At 72.8% G+C, this 22332-nt stretch carries 23 protein-coding genes; 14 read left to right on the plus strand and 9 right to left on the minus strand.

The features are described from left to right. The first annotated feature begins 16 nt into the window (after window positions 1-16). The gene (locus ACGFMK_RS36595) at window positions 17-637 is read left to right on the plus strand and encodes an NAD(P)-dependent oxidoreductase (protein WP_392773379.1); all 621 of its coding nucleotides are present in this window, start codon (window positions 17-19) and stop codon (window positions 635-637) included. Between the two features lie 27 nt (window positions 638-664). Further along, window positions 665-1525: a polysaccharide deacetylase family protein gene (locus ACGFMK_RS36600; RefSeq protein WP_392773382.1), complete on the plus strand. Its 861-nt coding sequence runs from the start codon at window positions 665-667 to the stop codon at window positions 1523-1525. Here the strand turns inward: ACGFMK_RS36600 and ACGFMK_RS36605 are convergent, their stop codons facing one another. Both ACGFMK_RS36605 and ACGFMK_RS36610 read right to left on the minus strand, forming a co-directional pair. After that, on the minus strand, window positions 1526-1675 hold the full coding sequence (locus ACGFMK_RS36605; protein WP_392773385.1) for a hypothetical protein: 150 nt from the start codon (window positions 1673-1675) through the stop codon (window positions 1526-1528). An 84-nt stretch (window positions 1676-1759) separates the two neighbouring features. Continuing rightward, window positions 1760-3424: a discoidin domain-containing protein gene (locus ACGFMK_RS36610; protein WP_392773388.1), complete on the minus strand. Its 1665-nt coding sequence runs from the start codon at window positions 3422-3424 to the stop codon at window positions 1760-1762. 153 nt (window positions 3425-3577) lie between these two features. On the opposite strand from ACGFMK_RS36610, the gene ACGFMK_RS36615 reads away from it, so the two are divergent. Together ACGFMK_RS36615 and ACGFMK_RS36620 are read left to right on the plus strand one after the other, a co-directional pair. After that, on the plus strand, window positions 3578-3715 hold the full coding sequence (locus ACGFMK_RS36615) for a hypothetical protein (protein WP_392773391.1): 138 nt from the start codon (window positions 3578-3580) through the stop codon (window positions 3713-3715). Continuing rightward, complete coding sequence (locus ACGFMK_RS36620) at window positions 3708-4454, plus strand: GNAT family N-acetyltransferase (protein WP_392773394.1); 747 nt, start codon at window positions 3708-3710, stop codon at window positions 4452-4454. Before ACGFMK_RS36615 ends, ACGFMK_RS36620 begins: the two co-directional genes overlap by 8 nt. Before the next feature lie 346 nt (window positions 4455-4800). On the opposite strand, the gene ACGFMK_RS36625 is transcribed toward ACGFMK_RS36620, so the two are convergent. After that, window positions 4801-5637: an SAM-dependent methyltransferase gene (locus ACGFMK_RS36625; protein ID WP_392773397.1), complete on the minus strand. Its 837-nt coding sequence runs from the start codon at window positions 5635-5637 to the stop codon at window positions 4801-4803. A 147-nt stretch (window positions 5638-5784) separates the two neighbouring features. On the opposite strand from ACGFMK_RS36625, the gene ACGFMK_RS36630 reads away from it, so the two are divergent. From ACGFMK_RS36630 to ACGFMK_RS36640, 3 genes are all read left to right on the plus strand, one after another. After that, on the plus strand, window positions 5785-6414 hold the full coding sequence (locus ACGFMK_RS36630; RefSeq protein ID WP_392773400.1) for a DUF5134 domain-containing protein: 630 nt from the start codon (window positions 5785-5787) through the stop codon (window positions 6412-6414). Between the two features lie 102 nt (window positions 6415-6516). Beyond that, entirely contained in the window at window positions 6517-7554 is a 1038-nt protein-coding gene (locus ACGFMK_RS36635) for a fatty acid desaturase family protein (protein ID WP_392773403.1), read from the plus strand. Between the two features lie 287 nt (window positions 7555-7841). Next, a complete protein-coding gene (locus ACGFMK_RS36640; RefSeq protein WP_392773405.1) occupies window positions 7842-8228 on the plus strand; it encodes an STAS domain-containing protein in 387 nt (128 codons plus the stop codon). Here ACGFMK_RS36640 and ACGFMK_RS36645 read toward each other — a convergent pair. Both ACGFMK_RS36645 and ACGFMK_RS36650 read right to left on the minus strand, forming a co-directional pair. After that, a complete protein-coding gene (locus tag ACGFMK_RS36645) occupies window positions 8209-9201 on the minus strand; it encodes a putative zinc-binding metallopeptidase (RefSeq protein WP_392773408.1) in 993 nt (330 codons plus the stop codon). The two genes, ACGFMK_RS36640 and ACGFMK_RS36645, sit on opposite strands and share 20 nt — an antisense overlap. A gap of 17 nt (window positions 9202-9218) precedes the next feature. Continuing rightward, window positions 9219-10361, minus strand: a complete 1143-nt coding sequence (locus ACGFMK_RS36650; RefSeq protein WP_392773410.1) for an AI-2E family transporter — start codon at window positions 10359-10361, stop codon at window positions 9219-9221. 134 nt (window positions 10362-10495) lie between these two features. Between ACGFMK_RS36650 and ACGFMK_RS36655 the strand changes: the two genes are divergently transcribed. Then, window positions 10496-11707 (plus strand): low temperature requirement protein A, encoded by a 1212-nt coding sequence (locus ACGFMK_RS36655; protein WP_392773413.1) that lies wholly within the window; start codon window positions 10496-10498, stop codon window positions 11705-11707. A gap of 63 nt (window positions 11708-11770) precedes the next feature. On the opposite strand, the gene ACGFMK_RS36660 is transcribed toward ACGFMK_RS36655, so the two are convergent. Beyond that, window positions 11771-12382: a TetR family transcriptional regulator C-terminal domain-containing protein gene (locus ACGFMK_RS36660; protein WP_392773415.1), complete on the minus strand. Its 612-nt coding sequence runs from the start codon at window positions 12380-12382 to the stop codon at window positions 11771-11773. Between the two features lie 77 nt (window positions 12383-12459). Here ACGFMK_RS36660 and ACGFMK_RS36665 point away from each other — a divergent pair, with 77 nt between their 5' ends. Genes ACGFMK_RS36665 through ACGFMK_RS36675 form a run of 3 tightly spaced genes read left to right on the plus strand, consistent with a single transcriptional unit; the run spans window position 12460 to window position 14119 of the window. After that, window positions 12460-12828: a DUF1330 domain-containing protein gene (locus tag ACGFMK_RS36665; RefSeq protein WP_392773418.1), complete on the plus strand. Its 369-nt coding sequence runs from the start codon at window positions 12460-12462 to the stop codon at window positions 12826-12828. Beyond that, complete coding sequence (locus ACGFMK_RS36670) at window positions 12828-13586, plus strand: alpha/beta fold hydrolase (protein WP_392773421.1); 759 nt, start codon at window positions 12828-12830, stop codon at window positions 13584-13586. Before ACGFMK_RS36665 ends, ACGFMK_RS36670 begins: the two co-directional genes overlap by 1 nt. A gap of 59 nt (window positions 13587-13645) precedes the next feature. After that, on the plus strand, window positions 13646-14119 hold the full coding sequence (locus ACGFMK_RS36675) for a hypothetical protein (protein WP_392773424.1): 474 nt from the start codon (window positions 13646-13648) through the stop codon (window positions 14117-14119). 13 nt (window positions 14120-14132) lie between these two features. On the opposite strand, the gene ACGFMK_RS36680 is transcribed toward ACGFMK_RS36675, so the two are convergent. Both ACGFMK_RS36680 and ACGFMK_RS36685 read right to left on the minus strand, forming a co-directional pair. Beyond that, complete coding sequence (locus tag ACGFMK_RS36680; RefSeq protein WP_392773426.1) at window positions 14133-15530, minus strand: DUF2867 domain-containing protein; 1398 nt, start codon at window positions 15528-15530, stop codon at window positions 14133-14135. A 53-nt stretch (window positions 15531-15583) separates the two neighbouring features. Further along, on the minus strand, window positions 15584-17635 hold the full coding sequence (locus tag ACGFMK_RS36685; RefSeq protein WP_392773429.1) for a glycosyltransferase: 2052 nt from the start codon (window positions 17633-17635) through the stop codon (window positions 15584-15586). 56 nt (window positions 17636-17691) lie between these two features. Between ACGFMK_RS36685 and ACGFMK_RS36690 the strand changes: the two genes are divergently transcribed. The 3 genes from ACGFMK_RS36690 (at window position 17692) to ACGFMK_RS36700 (ending at window position 21053) form a co-directional block, all read left to right on the plus strand. Then, a complete protein-coding gene (locus tag ACGFMK_RS36690) occupies window positions 17692-19071 on the plus strand; it encodes a glycosyltransferase (protein WP_392773432.1) in 1380 nt (459 codons plus the stop codon). Window positions 19072-19272: 201 nt separating this feature from the next. Beyond that, window positions 19273-20127, plus strand: a complete 855-nt coding sequence (locus ACGFMK_RS36695) for an oxygenase MpaB family protein (RefSeq protein ID WP_392773435.1) — start codon at window positions 19273-19275, stop codon at window positions 20125-20127. A 74-nt stretch (window positions 20128-20201) separates the two neighbouring features. Beyond that, window positions 20202-21053: a MerR family transcriptional regulator gene (locus tag ACGFMK_RS36700; RefSeq protein WP_392773438.1), complete on the plus strand. Its 852-nt coding sequence runs from the start codon at window positions 20202-20204 to the stop codon at window positions 21051-21053. Window positions 21054-21423: 370 nt separating this feature from the next. Here the strand turns inward: ACGFMK_RS36700 and ACGFMK_RS36705 are convergent. Beyond that, the coding region (locus ACGFMK_RS36705) for a cytochrome bc complex cytochrome b subunit (protein ID WP_392773440.1) at window positions 21424-22332 on the minus strand (909 nt) is incomplete at its 5' end.

The following is a 22332-nucleotide window of genomic DNA, read 5'->3' on the forward strand; positions in this document are numbered from 1 at the left end:
AAATCCGGAGACGGCCATGGAAATCACCGTACTGGGCGCCACCGGCGCGACCGGAACCGAACTCGTCCGCCAGGCGCTGGAGCGGGGCCACCGCGTGACCGCGGTCGCGCGCACCCCGGACCGGATCACCCTGCCACCGTCCGATCGCCTGATACGCGTGGCCGGTGACGTCCTCGACCCGGACTCCATCGGCCGGGCCCTGAAAGGCGCGCAGGTCGTCGTGTCCGGGCTCGGGATCACCGGCAAGGAAGCGCCCGGCGTGCTCACCGCGGGCGCCCGCGCGGCCGTCGACGCCGGACCGGACTTCGTCGTCTGGCTCGCCGCCTTCGGCACCGGCGGCTCGGCGCCGTACGCCGGAGCGCTCACCCGAGGCCTGCTGAAGACCTTCATGAAGAACGAGATGGAGGACCGCACCACCGCGGACACGACGGTGCGCGCCGGCGGCGGCGCGGTCTTCCACGCCGGCCCGCTGTCGGACGGCCCCCTCAGCCCGGCCCGGCGCACGGTCTCCCTCGACGACGCGCCCCAGCGGCTCTTCCCCGCGCGCGTCAGCCGGGCCACGGTGGCCGCGGCGATGCTCGACGAGGCGGAGCAGCGGCGCTACGGCGGCCGGATCGCCGTCCCGCTCGAACGCTGACCACCCTTTCCCCTTTAGGAGTCCGTTGTGGACATCGAACTCTTCGACTACGACCCCATCGTCGGCCGCCCACCGGTGCGCTGGCCCGGCGACGCCCGGGTGGCGTTCTACGCCGGTCTCAACATCGAGCACTTCCACGTCGACCGGCCGTCGGTCAGCTTCAACGAGGCGACCTCGAAGCTGGTGCCGGACCCGATGAACTACGGGTGGCGCGACTACGGCGCCCGGGTCGGCATCTGGCGGCTCATCGACGTCCTGGACCGGCAGGGGATCCGGGCCAGTGCCCTGCTGAACTCCGACGCCGGCGAGCGCTACCCGCAGATCGTCGCCGCGGGCCGGGAGCGCGGCTGGGCCTGGCTCGCGCACGGGAAGTCGAACTCGATCCCGCAGGCCGGCATGGCCGGGGCCGAGGAGCGCGCCTTCCTCGCCGGGATCCTCGACAGCATCGAGAAGACGACCGGGCAGCGGCCGCGCGGGTGGCTGGCGCCGGGCCTGACGGAAACGTTCGACACCCCGCGCCTGCTCGCCGAACTCGGTGTCGGGTACGTGCTCGACTGGACCAACGACGACCAGCCGTACCCGCTGAACGTGCCCGGCCTGCTCAGCGTCCCGTACACCCTCGAACTCGCCGACGCGCACCTCTTCCACCTCAAGAGCCATACGGGCGCGGACTACGTCCAGATCGTCAAGGACCAGCTCGACCAGCTCTACGAGGACTCGGCGGCCGGCGGACGGGTGATGGCGCTGTCGCTCCACCCGTACGTCACCGGCCAGCCGTTCCGGCTCAAGTACGTCGAGGAGGCGCTGGAGTACGTCGTCGGCCACCCCGGCGTGTGGGTGACCACCAGCGACGAAATCGCCGCGCACGCGCTGTCGCCCGGCCGGTGATCAGCCGGCGGGCAGGTCCGGGCCGAACCGCCGGAAAGTCCGTTCGCCGATTGGCTGGTACACCGGGGCGTTGTCCCGCACCAGCGTGCTGTCGACGGCCCACTCGGGCAGGCCGTGCAGGAGGTTCACGGCGCCTTCGACACCGTCCACGACCCACCACTCGCCGGCCGGCTTCCTGGGCGAGTGCGTCACTGCCAGGGAGCACGTCGACGATTCACCCCGGTGCACTCGAACTCAGCTGTAGGCCTCGAACCGGGCGAGCTGACCGGCCGGCCAGCCCGTGTTGCCGGTGCAGGTCAGGCGCAGGAACCGGCGGCTGCCGGCCGGGACCGTGATGGTGACGCTGTTGCCCCGCGCCGGATCGAACACGTAGCCGGTCGCCGGGACGAGGGTGGTGAACGTGCTGCCGTCGGTGGAACCGGACAGCGCCAGCGTCTGTGTCCGAGCGCCCCACGCGTTCGAGGGCGGCACCGCCACCACGACCCGCGTCACCGCCGCCGCCGTGCCGAGGTCGACCTGGAGCCACTGGGGGAACGCGTTGTTCACGCTTTCCCAGTAGCTGTCCGGGTTTCCGTCGACGGCGTTGCCCGCGCCGTAGTTCTGCGTGTGGCCGCTTTCGGCCGTGGCCCGGCCGCGCGCCAGGTCGGTCGAGCCGCCGGTGTTCGGGATCGGTGACGTCGGGCGGGTCGCCGTGAGCGGGATCTGGCCCTTGAGCATGCGGCCGCCGTCGGCGGTCAGCCGCAGGTAGTAGTCCGACGAGCACGCCGTCCCGTCCTCGTCGAGGGCGAGCAGACCCGACCCGGCGGGAGTCATGGAAGCGTTTTCCGCCGTCTTCGCGATCTGGTTGCCCTCCCCGTATTCGTCGAACATCGAGATGTAGATGCCCTGCGCGCCGGCGCGCACCATGTTGTAGAACTGGCGCCACATGAAGTCGCCGTGGGCCCGCTGCCGCCCGGAGACGTCGCCGGGCAGCACGCACGGCTGGTAGTCGATGCCGTGGGCGTTGCAGTCGGCCTGGTCGGGCACGGTCAGGTTCTGGTACATCCAGTCGGCGCCCGCCACATCGCCGACGGCGCCGACCATCCACGGCGAAATCATGCTGAAGGAGCGGTAGACGTCGCCGAAGCCCGGCCGCGACCCGCCGTCGCTGGTCCGCCACTCCCGCGGCACGCCGCCGATGACGTAACAACCCTGGCCCTTGAACCAGTTCACGACGTCGAGGCAGGTGCTCGGGTCCCACGGGTGGTTGCCGTCGTTGTACCCGAAACCCCAGATGCAGACGACCGGCTTGCCATTTTGGCGTGCGTAGGCCGGCGACGCCGTGTGCGCGGACATCTTCGCCGTCCAGTCGGCCTTCATCTCCGACTGCATGTTCGCCCAGCCGGTGGCGTCGTACATGATGTAGAACTTGCGCCCGTGCGATTCGGCGGCGCTGCGGACCTTCGCGGCCATCGCGTCGCGTGTCGGGCCTTCGCTGCTGTTGGGGTTGAAGCGCTGCAGCGCGGCGGTGTCGCAGCCGTTCTGCTGCATCCACAGGAAGTGCGTGTCTACGGTCTGCTGGTCGTAGGACGAGAACAGTGTCGCCGGCTGGCCGTTGCCGAAGTTGCTGTAGGCGGTCTGGTACGTGCGGGTGTACTCACGCATGTCCGGCCAGGCCTTGATGACGTTGTTCGCCGGGGACGGCGTCCGGCCCCAGTCCTGGCTCCAGTGCCACCAGCCGTTGATCGGCGCGCCGTCGCCGGCGCAGGCGAACCAGCCCTGGTAGCCGACGGTGATCTTGCCGACGACGTCCCCCGGCGGGCCGGCGGCCGACGCGCCCGGTGCGCCGGCGAGGGAAAGCGCTCCCCAGGCCGAAGCGGCCGCGGCCGAGCCGATGAACGTCCTGCGCGAGATCGCCATGCCAGTTCCTCTCGCCACGCTGCTCGAGTACGTCTGCTGGTGAACGGACTGTAGGCTTTCGGATAAACGCTGGCAATACTCGAACGGATTTCAGAAATTTACGTACAGAAGTCTGCAAGAGTCGTCACGGCCGGATCCGGCTATTTTGGTGGCATGGGGGAGATCCGAGAAGATCCGCTGCGTCCGTCGCCGATTTTGCTGGGTACCGCTGACCGGGAAGGCCGCACCCGGCTCACGACGCTTTCCGGATGCGACGCCGCTTCGGCCGCGCACCTCCACGACGATGTCTGACGTCCGAGCCGCGGAGCTGGCCCTGCATCAGCGGACCGGGCTGGCGTGCGCGGCCGCCGCCGCGGCCGGGGTGCCGGGCCGGTTCCGGGTGTGGGAGCACGAGGGGCTGCTCGCGGTGCTGGCCACCGATCCCGCGCTGGCGTTCCTGTCGACGGTCTCCGGGGTCGCGCCGGAGACCCGGCCCGCGGTGCCCGGCCTGCTGGACGCGCCGGAATGGGACGGCGTCCGGCCGACCGTGCTCACGACGGACGTCGACGCACCGCCGGCCGCCGGGCTGGTGCGGGCGGGGGAGCGCGTCCTGGCCGTGCACCGGCTCGGGGAACGGCCCGAGCCTTCGGCGGAGGTGGTCGACGCTTCCGGCGGCTTCGTGGACGTGCTGCTGGCCGGGTACGAAACTTCGGGGGTGGTCGCGGAGTTCGTCGCCGCGGAACACCGGCTCCCGCAGGTGCGGCGGTTCCTGGTCGTCGAGGACGGGACACCGATCGCGGCCGCGGCCATGACCGTCCACGGCGAGGTGGCGGTGCTCGGCGGCGCGTCGACCCTCCCGGCACACCGCGGCCGGGGTGCGCAGCCGCGGCTGCTGCGCCACCGCCTGCGGGTGGCGGCCGACGCGGGCTGCGTCCTGGCCGTGGCGACGGCGCGGGCCGGGTCCGTCAGCGCCGCGAACCTCGGCCGGGCGGGGTTTCGCTGCTACCGGCGTTCGGCGTGGGTCAGGCAGTGCGGGCCAGACCGGCGATGATGTGGTGGGCGATCGCGATCGGTTCGAGGCGCGGGCCGTGGGGACGGCGTGCGCACGGGCGTCACCTCGGCCAGTCGGCGTTCGGTGTGGGTCAGGGTTTGCGGCCGAGGCCGCCGGCGATGATGTGGTGGGCGACCGGCTTGTCGCGAGGTCCCGTGGGGACGGCGCGTACGGGTTCGGTCAGCGTCGTCAACCTCGGGGGGTGGGGGTTTCCCTGCTGTCGGCGTTGGGATTTGCCGGTCACCGGCGATGATGTGGGGTACGACCGTGATCGGCTTGAGGTGCGGGGGGCGGGGGACAGCGTGCGAAGCGCCGCCAAACCCGGCCAGTCGGCGTTCGGTGTGGGTCAGGGTTTGCGGCCCAGGCCGCCGGCGATGATGCGGTGGGCGACCGTGACCGGCTTGAGGCGGGGGCCGTCGGGCCACCACTGGTAGAGCGGGACGATGCCCGGGTCGATCAGCTCGAGGCCGTCGAACAGCTCGGCGATCTCGTCGTGGGTGCGCCAGGTCGCGCCGCCCAGTGAGCCGCGGGCCACGGCGTCCGACAGCTGGCGCGCCGCGTCGCTGTCCGCGGGTTCCTCGGGATCGAGCAGGTGCGAGATGAGCACGTGCGAGCCCGGCGGGAGCGCGTCGATGTACTCGCGCATGACCTCTGCCGGCGCGTGCCGGTCACCCTTGTGGTGGTGCAGAGTCGCGACCTGCGACAACACGATCGGCTGAGTCCAGTCGAGGTGGCTGCGCACGGTCTCGTGGCCGAGGATGCTGCGCGGGTCGAAGATGTCGCCCTCGACGTAGCGCGTCAGCTCGTTGTCCTCGAGCAGCGCCCGCCCGTGCGCGGTCACCACCGGGTCGTTGTCGACGTAGACGACCTTCGACAAGCGGTCGAACCGCTGGGCGACCTGGTGGACGTTCTCCGCGGTCGGCAGCCCGGAGCCGCAGTCGAGGAACTGCGTGATCCCGGTCTGGTGGGCCAGGAACCGGATCGCGCGGATGAGGAACAGCCGGTTCTCGACGGCCACCTCGACCACGTCCGGCATCGCCGCGGACAGCTGGTCGGCCGTCTTGCGGTCGATCTCGTAGTTGTCCTTGCCGCCGAGCAGGTAGTTGTAGACGCGCGCGACGCTGGCCCGGTCCGGGTCGACGCCGACCGGGGCGTTCAGCGAATCGACATCGTTCGACGGCATTTCCGGACGCCTCCTGCTCGCGGTCGAGAAGTCCCACCCACCGTAACCATCCGGGTGAGCCAGGTTAACCCCGGGCCGCGCGGATCGCCGGGAACTTTTCCCCGCGGCCGTCCGACCAATGCGCGTTCTCCTCGGAAAGGTGGTGCGATGACAGCCTCGTTCGCGCTGCGCCTGGCGCTCGGCGTCGGGTTCCTGCTGCTGGCCGTCTACTACGGCGGCCGGTGGGTGCTCTCCCGCCGGGACGGGCCTGGCGCCGGCTGGGGCGACGGCGCGGCCCACGCGTCGCACCTCGTGCTGTGCGCCGGGATGGCGGTGCTGGTCGAGCCGGCGATGGACCCCCTGCCCGCCCCGGCGTGGATCGCCCTGTTCGGGGGCTTCACGGCCTGGTTCGCCGGGCGCATCGTGCGCCGGCGGGCCCTGTCGGGGGAGCTGCACCACGTCGTCGGCGGCGCGGCCATGCTGTACATGGTCGTCGCGCTGCCCGCGCTGCCCTCGATGTTCGGCATCCCGCCCGCCCACGACATGGCGGACATGGCCGGCATGGACATGACCGGAATGCACGAAATGACCACCATGGCGGGCGTCGGGACGGGTCTGGCCGTGCCGATCATCGCGTGGGTGCTGGCGGGTTACTTCGCGGCGGACACGCTCCGCCTGGGCGCGAACCTGGTCACCGCGGAGGGCACGGCGGAGCGGAACCGGTCACCGCGGATCCTGGGGACCTGCCGGATCCTCACGAGCGTCGGGATGGGCTGCCTGCTCGTCGCGATGGCCTAGTCGCCCGTCCGGTCGTTTAGGACCGGACCGGGCCGGGAATCCGGCACTGGTAATCAATGGCCGCCCCAGCCCCCGGCGCCGCCGGACTCGGGAAGGACCTCTGTGGTTACGTCTCCTGCGCGCATCGATCTCGACACCCGCGCGGCCTCGCGCAACGACTTCGGTGAACTCGGCCGCCTCGTGCGGCGGGAAGGGCTGCTTGACCGGCGTTATGCCTACTACGCCGGGAAAATCAGCCTCACCCTGCTCGCGTTGATCGGCGGGTGCGTCGCGTTCGCGGTGGTGGGTGATTCGTGGTGGCAGCTGGCCACCGCCGTGTTCTTCGCGGTGATGTTCGCGCAGGTCGCGTTCCTCGGCCACGACGCCGGCCACAACCAGATCTTCCGCACCGGCCGGGCCAACGACCGGCTGGGCTACGCCCTGGGCGGGCTCGTCGGGATGAGCTACGGCTGGTGGATGGGCAAGCACACCCGGCACCACGCCGGCCCCAACCACGAGGACGACGACCCCGACATCGACATCCCGCTGCTCGCCTTCACCCGCGGGCAGACGGGCGAAAAGCACGGGTTCGTGCGCTGGACGTCGAAGTACCAGGCGTTCCTGTTCTTCCCGCTGCTGCTGCTGGAAGGGCTGAGCCTGCACTGGGCCGGCGTCCAGGCGGTCCGGGACGACGAGGTCAAGCACCGCCGGCTCGAAGCCGTGCTGCTGTTCACGCACATCGGCGGCTACCTCGGCGCGGTGTTCGTGGTGCTGTCCCCGCCGGTGGCGTTGGCGTTCATCGCCGTGCACCAGGGGCTTTGGGGGGTGTACATGGGCTGTTCGTTCGCGCCGGGCCACAAGGGCATGCCCACCTACACCGACAGGACGAAGCTCGACTTCCTGCGCAAGCAGGTGCTCACCAGCCGCAACGTCCGCGGCGGCCCGTGGGTCGACTTCACCCTCGGCGGCCTGAACCACCAGATCGAGCACCACCTGTTCCCGAGCATGCCGCGGCCCAACCTGCGCCGCGCGCAGCCCCTGGTCCGGAAGTTTTGCGAGGACCACGGGATCGACTACGCCCAGTGCGGGTTGTTCAAGACCTACTACCACGTGCTGCGCCACCTCCACGACGTCAGCGCCCCGCTCCGCGCGGCGCAGTAGTCCACATCGGACGATGCGGTGCCGCGCCCGGTCCGCCGAGGCGAACAGGCGTCCGGCCCGAGCGGGCCTTCGATGCGGCGGTTTCAGCCGTGGAAGCCGATCCCGCGTCGTCGCAACGAATGCCGTGCCACGACGGCCCGGACACGACCGGGGCGGCGACCGGTTGATCCGGGCGGACGGCGAAGCTATGGTGGCCCCACGTGCTTGAGCACACAGTCATGTCAGGGTTTCGTCTGGCCTGGACCCCGCCCGCCGACAGCCTCGGATTTCGAGCGTGGGGAGCCGTGATGGCTCGTTCCTTCACCGTGGCCGACACCGGCGGATGGTCGCCACTGGACGTCAAAACCCGTCATCCGCGCCCCGGTGCGGCGATCGTGACGGTCTGCGGAGTCGTCGACCTGGTCACCGCGCCCCGGCTGGCCGACGAACTGAACGCACTCTGCCGCACGCCGCTCCACCAGGTGCTCGTCGATCTGAGCGGGGTGGGTTTTCTGTCCGTGCGCGGCATCGCGGTGCTGCTCGGCCTGGAACGGCACTGCCGGGAAGCGTCGATCGAGCTGTCCCTGGTGTCGTCACCGCTGGTCCGGCGAACCCTCGGGCGCCTGGGCCTGACCGAGGTGTTCGGCATGGCGGAGGTGCTCCGGTTCGTCCCGGTCAAGTCCGGTTCGCGGTGACGATCGCGCCGACGAACCGGAGCTTCTCCTGGACCGCCGGGGCCAGGGCGAACGGGTAGAGGTCGTCCTTGCCCATGCTGCGGTTGAGCTGGTTGAGGGCGCGCGAGAGCGGGATCCAGGTCGCGATCAGTTCGTCGACGTCGTCGGTCCGGTCTTCGGGGACGGCGTCCACCCGGCTGCCGGGGTGGGGCGCGATCGGCGTGCCGGCGACGAGGACGCCGAGGGCCGCGGCGGTCTGCACGGTGTCGCGGATGTGCAGCAGGTGGGCGAAGGTTTCGGCCCAGTCCTCCCAGGGGTGCGCGGCCGCGTAGTGGCTGACGTGAGTCTCGGCCCAATCGGAACCGGGAGCGCTTCCGTAGTGGTTTTCCAGCGCCTGCTGGTAGTCCGCCCGCTCGTCGCCGAACAGGCTCCGGAACGCCTCGGGCGCGCCGGCGACGAGCCGGTCCCAGTACCAGTGGCCGATTTCGTGGCGGAAGTGGCCGAGGAGGGTGCGGTACGGCTCGTCCAGCCGCGCGCGCAGGCCTTCGCGGAACCCGTCGTCCCCTTCGGCCAGGTCGATGGTGATCACGCCGCTCGCGTGCCCGGTGGTGACCGGCTGATCGGTACTGGACAGCAGGTCGAACGCCAAGCCGTGCCCGGGATCGGCGGTCCGCGGCGTCACGGGGAGACCGAGGTCGTCGAGCTGGTAGACCAGCCGCCGTTTGGCGGCTTCCGCGGCGCCGAAGGCTTCGAGGGCGCCGGCGTCCTCGTCGGCGGGGCGGGTCCGGGTGAGCGCGCAGCAGCCGCACAGCGGGCCGTCGGCGGCGAGCCAGTTGCACCCGGCGAGTTCGGCGTTGGCGCAGCGCTCGCCGTCGGCCGCGCGGAGCATCGACCGGGTCGCGCGGTCGTAGGCGACCTCGGTGCCGCACACCACGCAGGCCGAGTTCTCGAAGAACAGCAGGTTCTCGCAGTGCGGGCAGGTGAACGTGCGCAAAGTGGCCGTCCTTCCGGTCAGGTGCGGTCGAGGTGCGGGTAGAGGACTTCCCGGACGAGCAGCAGCAGCGCGGCGGCGACCGGGATCGCGACCAGTGCGCCGACGATACCGAGCAGTGCGCCACCGAGGATGACGGCGACGACCGTCACCAGCGCGGGAACCTTGACGGCGCCGCCGATGATCCGGGGCACCAGGACGTAGTCCTCCACCAGCCGGTAGCCGATGAAGAAGCCGACGGTGCCCAGGCAGACGGGCAGCGACACGGTGAGCGCGACCAGGCTGACCAGCACGCCGCCGACGACGGACCCGACCACCGGGATGAGGTCGAGGATCGCGACGGCGATCGCCAGCAGGGCGGCGTAGGGGACGCCGAAGATCAGCAGCCAGACCAGCGTCAGCACCCCGGCGATGACCGAGATGGCCAGGTTGCCAAGGACGTAGCCGCCGACCTTGGTGAAGATCTCGTCGCCGATGAGGATCGCCCGCGGGCGCCGGGAGTGCGGGATCAGCCGGTAGCCGCCGGCGCGGATGCGGGGGAGGTCGACGAGGAAGTAGACGGTCAGGACGGCCAGCAGCAGCACGTTCGTCAGGGCGCTGAACACGGCTTGGCCGGCACCGAGCAGCCCGCTGCCGATGCCGGGACCGCTGACGAGGCTTTCCAGCTGCTGTTGCAGGTGAAACCGTTCGTTCAGCTGGCCGAGGGCGGTGTTGTGGTTCTGGGCGTCGTGGAGGTAGCCGGGCGCCTTGGAGACGAACTGCGTGGCCTGCTCGACCAGGACGGGGATCGCCGCGGTGAGGAACCCGCCGATGGCGAGCAGGCCGACGACGAAGACGGTGGTGACGGCGAGCCAGCGGGGGAAGCGGTGCCGGGTCAGCCAGGCGACGGCGGGCTCGAGGCCGATGGCGAGGAAGAGCGCGAGCCCGATGAGGACCAGGACGTCCTGCAGGCCGGCGATGATCTGCACGAGCGCGTAGATCACGGCGACGCCGGCGGCGCCGGCCATGCCGATCAGGAACGGCGAACGGCGGTTGAGCGGTTTTCCCGTGGCTCCCAGCGGCTGGTCCGTGGTGCTGAGCTCGGCCGCGGCGGCTTCCGCGTCGGCGAAGGTGCCCCCGTCGTGTGAGTTCTCCTCGGGCAGCCGGTTTTCGGGGTCGGGCATGGTTCGGCCTCCCTGGGTCCTTGGATTCGCTGGTTACCCAATGTGCAGGCCGCTACTCGGTTCCGGGAAGGAGGGTTCGCCGTCGCGAGGGCGGGTAGCCCGGGACGACCCCGCCCCGAGGACAGGAGGTGCTCGTGAGTGCGGACACCGAACGCGAGCCGATGGTCCGGCCGCCGGCGTTGCGGACCGGCCAGGAGGCGTCGGCGAGCAACCTCGAGCTGTTCTTCGACCTCGCCTACGTCCTGGTCGTGAACGAGCTCGCGGTCGCTTTCCTCAAGCACCTGACGTGGTCCGGGCTCGGCACGTTCGTCGCGCTGTTCGTCGCCGTCTGGATGTCCTGGGTGGGTTTCACCCTCTACGCCAACCGGTTCGACACCGACGACGTCCTGTTCCGGATCGGCAAACTCGCGGCGACGCTGTCCATCGCGGGGTGCGCCGCGAGCGCCGCGGCCGCGACTTCGTCCTTCTCCACGGCGTTCGCGGTGTGCTTCCTCGCCGGCCGGGTGATCCTGCTGGTGCTCCACGCCCGGGCGTGGCGGCACGTCCCCGACGCCCGGAGCACCATCGGCGTCTACCTCGCCACCCTCGGGCTGAGCTCGGTCCTGTGGGCCGTGTCACTGGCCGCCGGGGGACCGGCCCGGTTCTGGCTGTGGGGCGCGGCGGTCGCCGTCGACGCCGTCGGCCCGGTCGTCGCGACGTGGCGCGACAACCACCTCCCGCTGCACCTGGAGCACCTCCCGGAGCGGTTCGGGCTCTTCGTGATCCTGGTCCTCGGGGAGGCCGTGGGCGGTGCGGCCATCGGCGTGCGCGACGCCGGGTGGAGTCCGGCCGCGGTCGCCGTCGGCCTCGCCGGATTCGTCATCGCCGCCGCGATGTGGTGGATCTACTTCGACACCGCGGCCGCCGTCGGTGCCGCGGCGTTGCGCCGGCGCGACGACGAAACCCGGGACGGCGCGCCCGCCGACGAACGCCACGACCTGTTCGTCTACGGCCACCTGCCGCTCGCCCTGGGCATCGTGCTGGCCGGGGTCGGCGTCGAGGAGCTCGTGCTGCACCCGGAGGCGGCGCTCCCGTCGGCCGCCGGCTGGATCCTGGCCGCCGGGGTCGTCCTGTTCCTGGTCGGGTCGGCCCTCGTCCTCGGCGGCAGCAGTCACTCCTGGCGGGCGATCTGGCCGTGGCCGATCGCCGCGGTGCCGGTCGTGCCGGCGCTCGCCGCGCCCGGGCACCACCACGCCCTGCTGCTCGTCGCGGGACTGGCGTTGCTGTGCCTCGCCCTGGCCGCGCGGGGGACGGTGGTCCGGCGCGGTCCGTTGTCCGTGCGCAGCCGGCCGGGAAGCGTTTCGTAGCCGTGTCGAGCCTCCGATGAGGACGATGCCGGCGACGGGTACGGGCCACGCGGTGAAGGGCTGTCAGGTGGCCGGCGCGCGAAGGGCCCGGTGCCAGAATCCGGTGACGCTGCGGCGCAGCTGTTCGGTGTCGACGCTCTCCGGATCGAGCAGCCGTTGCAGCGCGATCCCGCGGAGCTGCCCGACGACGGCCACCGCGACGTCGCCGGCACTGGCTTCGGGGTTGATGGTGCCGTCCGCGATGCCCGCCTCGACGTCTTCGCGCAGGTCGGCGCGGAAGGCCTCGTCCCGCTCGCGGAAGATCGGGGTCAGCTCGGGCTGCGTCGCGGCTTCCGCCCACAGCAACAGGAAAGCCTGGTTGAACACGCCGAGCGAGCCCAGTTCGCCCAGGTAGCCGTCGAGCAGCCGCAGCAGGCGGTCGAGTCCGGGGGCCAGGCCGCCGAGACCCGGCACGAATCCGGCTTGGGTGGCGCGGGCGAGCCGTTCGACCAGCGTCTGTTTGGCGCCGAAGTGGTGGGTGACGATGCCGCGGCTGTACCCGGCGCGTTCCCCGACCCGGGCCAGCGTCAGCGAGCGCACTCCCTGCTCGACGACCAGTTCGGCGGCCGCGGCCAGGAGGGCGGCTTCGGCCTGGTCGCGGCGTTCCTGCTGGGTGCGGCGGGTGCTCGTCGGCATGACCGGAGTCTACCAAACTAACTTGCGTGGTGGCCAACAAGTATGTTTGAGTGGTGCTCCGAACCAGGAGGTTCCTGATGATCGAAATCGACGACCGCGCCCTCGACGCCCTGCTCGCCGACGACCCGGGCGGCCCGGTCGTGATGCTCAACCTGCTGCGGTTCCGCCCGGACGGCGGCCGCGAAAGCTACCAGCGCTACGCGGAGGCACTCGGCCAGTCGATCAACGCCCGCTACGGCCTGAGCCTGGAATACCTGGGCGACGGCGGGCGAGCGCTGGTCGCCGAGGACGGGCAGGCCTGGGACATGGTGGTGCTGGTCCGTTACCCGGATCGGCGGGCGTTCGCCGCCATGATCCGCGACCCCGACTACCAGGCGGTCGCCCACCTGCGCAGTGACGCGCTGGTGGAGTCGGTCCTGCAGCCGACCAGCCCGGTCGCCGTCTGATGCCCGCGGTGTTCGTGCACGGCAACCCGGAGACGGCGGCGGTCTGGGAACCGTTGCTGGCCGAGCTGGCCACCGCCCGTTCGGACCTGGTGTGCCTGTCGCCACCCGGGTTCGGCGCACCGCTGCCGGCCGGGTTCGGCGCCACGCACGCGGAGTACCGCGACTGGCTGGTCGAGGAGCTGTCGGCGTTCGGCGAGCCGGTGGACCTGGTCGGCCACGACGTCGGCGGCGGGCACGTGGTGAACGTGGTGCTGAGCCGCCCGGACCTGGTGCGCAGCTGGGTCAGCGACGTGCTCGGAATCTACGACCCCGGCTACGAGTGGCACGAGCTGGCCCGCCGCTGGCAGACACCCGGCATCGGTGAGGCCGACGTCGCGGCCCGGTTCGGCGGCACGGTCGCGGAACGCACGGAAACCTTGGCGGGGCGGGGGATGGCCCGCCAGGTCGCGGCCCGGGTGGCAACGGGCCAGGGCGAGGAGATGGGCCGCGCGGTGCTCGCCCTGTACCGGTCGGCCGCCGAAGCGGGCGCGCCCGGTCTCGGGCTCGAGCTGGAGCGTGCGGCGGCTCGCCCGGGCCTGGCCGTGCTGGCGACGGCGGACCACGTCGTCGGCACGGAGGAGCAACGCCGCCGGGCGGCGGCCCGCGCGGGGGCCGGGGTCGCGGTCCTCGACGGGCTGGGCCACTGGTGGATGACCGAGGATCCGGCCCGTGGTGCCTCGATGCTGACGAGGTTCTGGTCGACGATCAGCCGACCGTGAACCACGACGGTCCGGCGCGTTTCCGCGCGGTCACCCCCGCCGGGTTTTCAGGAGGAGTCGTGAAGTCCGAGTCGCGCGTCGCCGAGCTCTTCGAGTGCCACCGGCCGGGGTGGTCGGTGCAGTCGATCTCCGACCGCGCGCGGATGCCCGCGCTGTACCTGCAGTCGTGGGTCACGCCGGAGGAGATCGGTCATCCGGTCGCACCCCCGCCGAAGACCGTCCTGCTGCGGCTGGCGGTGGCGCTGGGAGCGGACTTCACGGCGGTCCAGCACGCGTTCGCGGTCGCCTGGCGCACGCTCGAGGGCGGGTACTGGAACCACTTCGCCCCGGGCGACCGCGTGCTCGTGTTCGGCGCGCCCGACCCCGCGAACGGGCGCCGCCGGGTCCGCCGTGGAACGGTGCTCGACGTGCCTTCGCCCGACGTGATCAGGATAGGTTTCGGCGGCGAGGCCCGGGAGGAGTTCTCCCCGGCCGACCCGGTCCGGGTCCACCACGCGGCCGGGGCCTGCCGGTGCGTGGCGGCGATTTCGTGACGGAGCAAGCGGTTCATCGCTCCGAGCGGCCCGCCTCCCGCACGATCGAGCGAGCCAGCACCGCGAAAACCAGGTCGTGCAGCGGTTTCTGCACGTGCCAGTAGGCGTCCCCGAGTGGTCCGGACGGGGTGAACCGGACCTGCTGCCGCAGGCTCGTCCCGGTCGCCACGGGCTGGGCGCGCAAGGTCAGCTCCGCGTCGCCGGGCAGGCGCATGTCGGCCCCCAGGACCAGTTCCCGGGCGGCGTCGTCGCGGTGCCGGACGGTCCAGGAGTCGATGACGTCGCCAGGCCGCGGGGAATCGGGCCGGCCGCGGTAGAGCCCGACGCCGCCCAGCGCGTGGTCCAGCAACCCGCGCAGCGCCCAGGCCGGTGCCGGGGCGAACCGGCCGTGCTCGCCGCCGAGGCGGGTGATGGCCCGCCACACGCGGTCGGGGGCGGCGTCGGTCCGCACCGTGTGCTCGCCGAGGTACGACCGCCCCGACGGCGCGGTCGCGGCCGGGGCGCCGAGCGCGGCGCGCAGCGCGTTGTCGAGGCTCGCCGGGCCGCCGGGCGGCGCGGGCAGGACGGTCTCCACGGGGACGTCGACGGGGAGCAGGTCGTGGTCGAGGGACGCGAACAACGGCGCCGCCACCGACGCGGGCACGGGTGAGGCGAGGCCGGCGACCAGCGCGGCGGCCGCGTGCGACCAGAGTGGGGCCGGCAGGGCGAGAGCACCCGGCCGGCGCAGGACCCGGGCGCAGCGGCGCACGAGGTCGTCGTAGCTGATCAGTTCGGGACCGCTCACGTCGAGCCGGCCGCGCACCGGCGCGGCAGCGGCGGCCGCGCGCAGGTAGTGCCGGACGTCCGCGAGCGCGACCGGCCAGCTGCGGCGGGCGGTCCAGCCCGGCCGGGGCCGGATCGGCAGCCGCGCCGTCCGGGCGAGCAGTTCGAGCCCGGCCGACCCGCGGCCGAGGATCATCGACGCCTGCAGCGCCACGGCCGGGACCGGCCCGGCGAGCAGGATGTCGGCGACCTCGGAGCGGGACGCCAGGTGCGGCGACGTCGCCGCACCCGGGCGCGGGCCGCCGAGGTAGACGATCTGCCGGACCCCGGCGGCCGCGCTCAGCGCGACGAGGCGCCCGGCGATGGCGCGGTCCCGCTCGGCGAAGTCCGGTTCGCGCAGGGAATGGACCAGGTGGAAGACCACGTCCGCGCCCCGCACGGCGGCTTCGAGCGCGGCGCTGTCCGCCGCGTCTCCGCGGACCGTCGAGACCCCCGCGGGGAAGGGGTGCTCCCGGCCGCGGCTGAGGACGCGGACGCGGTGTCCCGCGGCGGCGAGGTCGGTCACCAGCGCCGTTCCGACGAACCCGGTCCCGCCCAGGACGGTGCAGCTCAGCGCGACGGTGGCCGGCGACGGCGTGGCGGACGACATGCCCGGCACGCTAGGCCGAGCCGGGTGAGCGCGCCTGGCGGGCCGGGCCGGGCTCACGGTTGCCTCGCCCGGGGCGTGGCGACGCTGTGCTGGTAGACGTCGGCGAAGCGCCCGGCGACCCGGTCGATGCCGAACCGCCGGGCCACGGTGGCGCGGCCGGCGGCCGCGGCGGCCCGCGCCCGGACGGGATCGCCGGCCGCGGCGCGCACGAACGCGGCCAGCCCGTCGGCGAAGCGGCTCAGCGTCCCGGTGTCGGCCAGCATCCCGTTGTGGCCGTGCTCGACGTAGTGGCCGAGGCCGCCGCGGCGCGGGCCGAGCACCAGCAGGCCCGCGTCCATCGCTTCGAGCACGGCGATGCCGAACTCCTCCTTCCGGCTCGGGCACACGTAGAGGTGGGGAGTCGGGGCCGGGAGCCACCGGGTGAGGCCGTGTTCGAGCAGGCGGACGTCGTCGTTGCCGAGTGCGGGCAGCACCGCCAGCCGTCCCGCCGCTTCGGGGTGTTCTTCGGACAGGGCCAGGATCCGGCCGAGGACGTGGGTTTCCTCCGCGGTCGGGGCCGCCGGGTCACCGCCGACGAGCACGAGCGCGGCCTGCCGGTGCAGGCCGCGCGTGAGCCACGCCTCGACCAGCAGGTCCTGCTGCTTGACCGGATGCAGCCGGCCCACGCACAGGACGATCGGCAGGCCGCGGGCGGCGTCGCCCAGCCGAGGCAGGCCGGGGGACGGGGCGAACAGGGACTCGGCGAGCCGCTGCTGGCGGGCTTCGGCCGTGGGCACGCGGGGCAGCAGGGGGATCCCTTCGGCGACGGATTCCGGTTCCCGTCCCCGCAGCCGCGGGAAGTACCCGGAGAGCTCGCCTTCGGGACGGCCGGGCAACCCCAGCAGGGTGTCCACGGTCGCGACCAGCCGGTCGGCGGTGTACATCCGGTGCAGGTCGAACCGGGCGGCGGCGGGATCAGCGGGACCGGCGGCGGCGTGCCGCTCGGCGAGCGAGCGGTGCGGGTCGGCGGTGAGGGTGAACACGGTGCGGGCGCCGAGGGCGCGGGCGGCCTGGGCGATCGCGGCGGTTCCGTCGTCGGAGTACCGCACGTGGACGACGTCCGGCGTGCAGCCCGAAAGCCACAGCAGCTGCCGGGCCAGGAACGTGATCGCCGCGCGGTGCCGGGAGAGGTCGATCTGGGCCGGCGCTCCCGCCGCGTCCACCGGGAGCCGCAGCACCACGTGCCCGGTCCCGTCGGGCTCGGCCAACGCGGGCCCCTCGGCCAGGCCGTCCCGGCCCAGCAGGGTCAGCGTCACCACCCGGGCGATCCCGGGCCGGCGGGGGAGGGCGTGCCCGAGGTGCCGCAGCAGGACCGTCAGCCCGCCGCTGGCGCCGGCGCCCGGGTGGTCGAACGAGCCCAGCAGCATCGACTGGGCCACGGTCAGCCCCGGCCGGTCCGGCGGCGGGACCGTCCACAAGGGAGCGCCGTCGGGGACGCCGGCCAGCCGGGCCAGGCAGATCGAAGCCAGGACGCGGTCGTAGGGGTCGTCGGTTCGCTCGCGGACCGACGCGATGGCTTCGGCTGCCCGCGGGTCTCCGGCGCACTGGGACAAGTAGCGCAACGCCGCGTGCCGGTGGCCGCGGTCACCGTCGATGCCGGCGATCACGTCCGGCACCGGGAAACAGCGGAGTGCGTGGCGTTCGGCGAGGTCCAGCAGCAGGATCCGGCGGCGCGGTGACGCACCGGCCGACGCCGCGCCGATCGCCCCCGCGGCGGCCGCCGCACCGTGTGCGGCGACAGCGTCACCGAAGACGTCCATGGCGACCGCCGTCGCGAGGGAGTCGATCGGCTCGTCGCCGGTTTCCGGGGTGGCCGCCAGGACTTCGGCGGGCGCCGGGGCGACCGGTGCGCGAGCGAGTGCGCGCAGGGCGGCCAACACGGAGTCCGGGTCGTGCCGCACCGGAGGGACACCGGCGTACTCGATCAGCGCCGGGACGGCGAACGACGGGTGGAAGGCGGAGCGGACGTCGTCGATCCGGTCCGGGGAAGCCCCGGGGCCGAGCGCGCGCAGCCGGGCCACCGCGTCGGCGGGGTGCGTGGTGGTCGTCGTCGCCGAAATCGTCACAGCTGGGCTCCCGTGCTCAGGCCGTAGGGTCGGTGGGGACGGAGAAGGAGGTGTGGATGAACGCATCCACCGGACCGCGGATCGCGGTGGTGAGCCCGCCGTTCGCGTCGCACGCGCGTCCACTCGCGACGGTCGGCGCCGCGCTCGCGGCCGAAGGCGCCGACGTGACCTTCGCGTGCGCGCCGGCGTTCGCGGGCCTGGCCGAGGAGCACAGGCTGCCCTTCGGCGTGCTCGCGTTCGGGGACAACGCCAACACCGGCATCGCCGAGCGGACCCGGCAGGAAGCCGCCGGCGCGGCCCGACTGACCGAATTCCTCGACGCGACGCGGGCGGGCGCGATCCCGGCGCTGCTCGCCCAGGCCCGGCACCGGCGGGCCGACATGCTGCCCGATCCCGCCGCGGTGCTGGCTTCGGTGCGGGAGTTCGACGACCGGTTCCGGCCGGACTGGTACCTCGTCGACCAGCTGGCCTACGCCGTCACCCTGGCGCTCCACGCCCTCGGCCGCCGCTGGGCGGCCTACTGCCCCGGTCACCCCGGCTACGTCCTGGAAGGTCCCGGGCGCTTCTTCGGGCTGCCGCCGTACTGGCCGGACGCGATCCGTCCCGGTGCCGGGGAGCTGGCTCGCCTCCGCGCCGAAGCGGAGGCCAACGACCGGCTGTTCACCGAGCTGTTCACGGCGTTCCTGGCCGAGCACGCCCCGGCCCGGCCGGCGCCGCCCAGCGCGTTCGGCCTGACGTCCGCGGAGGCGGTGCTGTTCAACTACCCCGAGCTGCCGTGGCTGCCGGACCTGCCGCGTGGACCGGCGCTGCGGTTCGCCGGGCACTGCAGTGACGTCGGGCAGACCCGCTTGACCGACGGCTGGGAGGGGCGGATCGACCGGTTGACCGGCGGCGGGCGGCGCCGGCTCGTGCTGGTTTCCTTCGGCACGTTCCTGTCGGCCCGCGACGACGTGCTCCGCACCGTCGTGACCGGCCTCCTCCGGATCCCCGACGTCGCGGTCCTGGTGGCGGCCGGGGACCGCGCCACAGCGGTGCGGGCGGCTTTCACCGAGCACGACCGGGTCGAGGTCGAAGACCAGGTGCCCCAGCGGGCGCTGCTGACCCGCGCCGCCGCCGTCGTGCACCACGGCGGCAACAACACCTTCACCGAGTGCCTCGCGGCGGGCGTCCCGGCGCTCGCGTTGCCGTTTTCCAGCGACCAGTTCGCCGTCGCCCACGACCTGGAGCGCATCCCGGCCGGCCGGGTGCTCGACCCGCACGGCCTGACCCCGCAGGCGGTCACCGGCGCCATGGCCGCCGTGCTCGCGACGGCTCATCGAACCCGGGCGGCGGCGCGGCGGCTGCTCGCCGGGCGTGGCCCGCGCGAGGCGGCGCGCAGCTTGCTCTCGGCCATGGGTCACCTTCCGGCCGTCGATCCAAGGACGATGCAAATCTAGGCGGAAGCTCCGGCGGTCGCCCGCGCCCGGCGGGCGGTGATCCACTGCGGAGTCCCCGTCAGATCGGCGTGATGGCCGAGTTTCGGCAGGTAGGCTGGGTGGGGAAAGGTCGCTCGGGCGAGATGGGAATGTCGACAGCGAGCTGAATCTGCATCGCAGTTGCATCGAAGTTGCGGTTCGGCAGGACGGAGATCGGGGCCGATGACAAGCGTCGCGCAGGTACGGGGACGGGCTCGGGACGCGCTCTTCGCGCGGGTGGCCGGCCCGGACGGGCCACGCAACCGGGACCGGATCCACCACACGCCCGGACCGCGCTGGTTCGCCCCCGACAGCGCGATCCGCCGGGTGCACGGCGACACGGCGATGTTCGTCGGCGGGCTGCGCGCGCTGCTGCTGCAGTCGCTGCACCCGTCGGCGATGGCCGCCGTGGCCGCCCATTCGGGGTACCGGGGCGACCCGTGGGGGCGACTGCAGCGCACCAGCACGTTCCTCGCCGTGACGACGTTCGGCACCGCCGAGGACGCCGAGCGAGCTGTTTCGGTCGTGCGGGGCGTGCACCGGCGCGTGCGCGGCACCACCGAGGACGGGCAGCCCTACCGGGCCGATGACCCGCACCTGCTGAAGTGGGTGCACGTCGCGGAAACGGACTCGTTCCTGCGGGCCCACCAGCGTTACGGCGCCCATCCGCTCGACGAGGCGGGCTGCGACCGCTACGTCGCGGAGACCGCGCTGGTCGCCGAAAAGCTCGGCGTCCTCGAGCCACCACGGACGCGGGCCGAGCTCGACCGGGCGCTGGCCGCGTACCGGCCGGAGCTGCGGGGTGGCCAGGACGCGCGACAGGCGGCCCGGTTCCTGCTCGTCACCCCGCCGATTCCCTGGCCCGCCAGGGTTCCGTACGCCGTGCTCGCGGCGTCCGCGGTCGCGATGCTGCCGGTGTGGACCCGGGCTCCGCTGCGCCTGCCCTACCTGCCGGTGGCGGAGGCCACGGCCGTCCGGCTGGCGGCCGGCGCCCTGGTCAAGGCGGTGCGCTGGGCCATGACCGCGCCGGAGCCGTGAGCCGTAGCCCCTTCGTTCCGCGATGCAGCCGCGATGCAACGGTATGCTGTGGCACGCGAACACCGGGAGATGACGTGACCGATACGTCCGAAGCACGTTCGCTCGGCTCGAGTGAGGTGGCGCGGGCGCTCGGGGTGTCCCAGGTGACCCTGCGGACGTGGGAGAAGCGCTACGGGATCGGCGCCGCCCAGCGGGAGGGCAACAACCGCCGCCGGTACACCCCGGAGGACGTCGAGCGGCTGCGCCGGATGCGGGCGCTGCAGGCGCAGGGGACCAGCGCGCGCGACGCGGCCCGGCTCGTGCTGTCGCGGTCGGCCGCCGAGACGACCGTCCGGCGGCGCCGGGAGCGGCTCGCCGAAGCCGCGGAGTCCTTCGACCTGCCCACGATCGGCGCACTGGTCGACGACGCCTTCACCAGCCTGGGCGTGGCCAAGACGTGGACCGAGGTCGTCGCGCCGGTGCTGCGCGCCATCGGCGAACGCTGGGCCGAGCACGACGATCGCAACGCGATGGTCGCCGAATGGGCGCTGGCCACCACGGCCTCCGCGGCGATCGACCGGTACGCGGCCCCGGCGGTCGCCCGTCCGGGTTCGGCGCCGGTGCTGTTCGTCTGCGGCCCGACCGAGCGGCACGAGCTGCCGGTCAAGATGCTCAGCGCGGCGCTGAGCGACGACGGCGCGGCGGCCGCGTTCCTGAGCGGCCCGGTTTCGGTCGACGTCCTGCGGGCGATGTCCGCCCGGTTCGCCCCGCGCGACGTAGTGGTGTGGTCGATGACCGCGCAGTCGGCCGACGTCCGGTTCCTGCGCGTCCTGAGTGCCGACGGCGTCCCGGTGCGCCCGGCGGGCCCGGGCTGGCGCGGGCTGCCGACGGTGGGCGAGCCGCTCCCGCCGTCGTTCACCGGCGCGCTGGGCGCCTTCGGCAGTTGATTGGTCTCGCGGTCACCGGTGGTTTCGTTGCAGCGCAAGGGTTCGTGGTCGGGTTCCGGGCGCAGCAGGGGACCCGGGACGGTGTGGCCGGGTAGTGCTCGAATCGGCGGACGTGCGGTTCCTACGCGTTTGAGTGCCGACGGCGTCCCGGTGCGCCCGGCGGGCCCGGGCTGGCGCGGGCTGCCGACGGTGGGCGAGCCGCTCCCGCCGTCGTTCACCGGCGCGCTGGGCGCCTTCGGCAGCTGACCGGTCTCGCGGTCACCGGTGGTTTCGTTGCAGCGCAAGGGTTTGGTGGTCGGGTTCCGGGCGCAGCAGGGGACCCGGGACGGTGTGGCCGGTGGTGCTCGAGGTGGTCGGCCGGCCGACGCGGTCACCGGCGCTCTCGTTGCAGCGCACGGGTTTCGTCGTCCGGGTCCGGGCGCAGCAGGGAACCCGGGACCGCGTGGCCGGCGGTGCCCAGCTTGTTCATCTTCTTCGGCACGGACGCGCCCTGGTATTCGAGCGGGACCGGGTGGCCGTGGCTGTCGACGCCGCCGAGTGGCTGGTGGATCTCGATGAACTCACCGTGGGGCAGGCGCTTGATGATGCCCGTCTCGACGCCGTGCTCCAGCACCTCGCGGTCGGCCCGCTGCAGGCCCACGCAGAGCCGGTAGGTGACGAAGTACGCGACCGGCGGGCCGACGAGCAGGCCGATCCGCCCGGCCCAGGTCAGGGCGTTGAGCGAGACGTCGAACTGGACGGCGAGGATGTCGTTGAAGCTCGACAGCGTGAGCACGAGGAAGAACGTGATGGCCATCGCGCCGATGGAGGTGCGGACCGGGACGTCACGCGGCCGCTGCAGCAGGTTGTGGTGCGCGTGGTCGCCCGTGAGCTTCCGTTCGATGAAGGGATAGCTCAGCAGGAGCGTCACCAGCACGGCGATGCCGATGGCGCCGGCGAAGAAGACCGGCGGCACGGTGTGGTTGCCGAGGTAGAGCTCCCAGGCCGGCCAGATCCGCAGGATTCCGTCGGCCCAGCCCATGTACCAGTCCGGCTGGGACCCGGCCGAGACCTGGGAAGGGTTGTACGGCCCGAAGTTCCACACGGGATTGATCTGGAGCAGGCCGGACATCAGGGCCAGCACACCCAGCACGATCACGAAGAACGCGCCGCCCTTGAGGGCGAAGTACGGCATGATCCGGACGCCGACGACGTTGGTCTCCTTGCGGCGCACCCCCGGGAACTGGGTGTGCTTCTGGTACCACACCAGCGCCAGGTGCGCCCCGACCAGCGCGAGCAT

Source organism: Amycolatopsis sp. NPDC049252, assembly GCF_043197175.1.
Lineage (GTDB): Bacteria > Actinomycetota > Actinomycetes > Mycobacteriales > Pseudonocardiaceae > Amycolatopsis.

Excerpts from the sequence above, each read along its gene's own strand:
- ACGFMK_RS36595 (WP_392773379.1), top strand. The coding sequence starts at position 17 with ATGGAAATCACCGTACTGGGCGCCACCGGCGCGACCGGAACCGAACTC.
- ACGFMK_RS36610 (WP_392773388.1), bottom strand. The coding sequence starts at position 3,424 with ATGGCGATCTCGCGCAGGACGTTCATCGGCTCGGCCGCGGCCGCTTCG.
- ACGFMK_RS36615 (WP_392773391.1), top strand. The coding sequence starts at position 3,578 with ATGGGGGAGATCCGAGAAGATCCGCTGCGTCCGTCGCCGATTTTGCTG.
- ACGFMK_RS36620 (WP_392773394.1), top strand. The coding sequence starts at position 3,708 with ATGTCTGACGTCCGAGCCGCGGAGCTGGCCCTGCATCAGCGGACCGGG.
- ACGFMK_RS36625 (WP_392773397.1), bottom strand. The coding sequence starts at position 5,637 with ATGCCGTCGAACGATGTCGATTCGCTGAACGCCCCGGTCGGCGTCGAC.
- ACGFMK_RS36630 (WP_392773400.1), top strand. The coding sequence starts at position 5,785 with ATGACAGCCTCGTTCGCGCTGCGCCTGGCGCTCGGCGTCGGGTTCCTG.
- ACGFMK_RS36640 (WP_392773405.1), top strand. The coding sequence starts at position 7,842 with ATGGCTCGTTCCTTCACCGTGGCCGACACCGGCGGATGGTCGCCACTG.
- ACGFMK_RS36650 (WP_392773410.1), bottom strand. The coding sequence starts at position 10,361 with ATGCCCGACCCCGAAAACCGGCTGCCCGAGGAGAACTCACACGACGGG.
- ACGFMK_RS36660 (WP_392773415.1), bottom strand. The coding sequence starts at position 12,382 with ATGCCGACGAGCACCCGCCGCACCCAGCAGGAACGCCGCGACCAGGCC.
- ACGFMK_RS36665 (WP_392773418.1), top strand. The coding sequence starts at position 12,460 with ATGATCGAAATCGACGACCGCGCCCTCGACGCCCTGCTCGCCGACGAC.
- ACGFMK_RS36670 (WP_392773421.1), top strand. The coding sequence starts at position 12,828 with ATGCCCGCGGTGTTCGTGCACGGCAACCCGGAGACGGCGGCGGTCTGG.
- ACGFMK_RS36680 (WP_392773426.1), bottom strand. The coding sequence starts at position 15,530 with ATGTCGTCCGCCACGCCGTCGCCGGCCACCGTCGCGCTGAGCTGCACC.
- ACGFMK_RS36690 (WP_392773432.1), top strand. The coding sequence starts at position 17,692 with ATGAACGCATCCACCGGACCGCGGATCGCGGTGGTGAGCCCGCCGTTC.
- ACGFMK_RS36695 (WP_392773435.1), top strand. The coding sequence starts at position 19,273 with ATGACAAGCGTCGCGCAGGTACGGGGACGGGCTCGGGACGCGCTCTTC.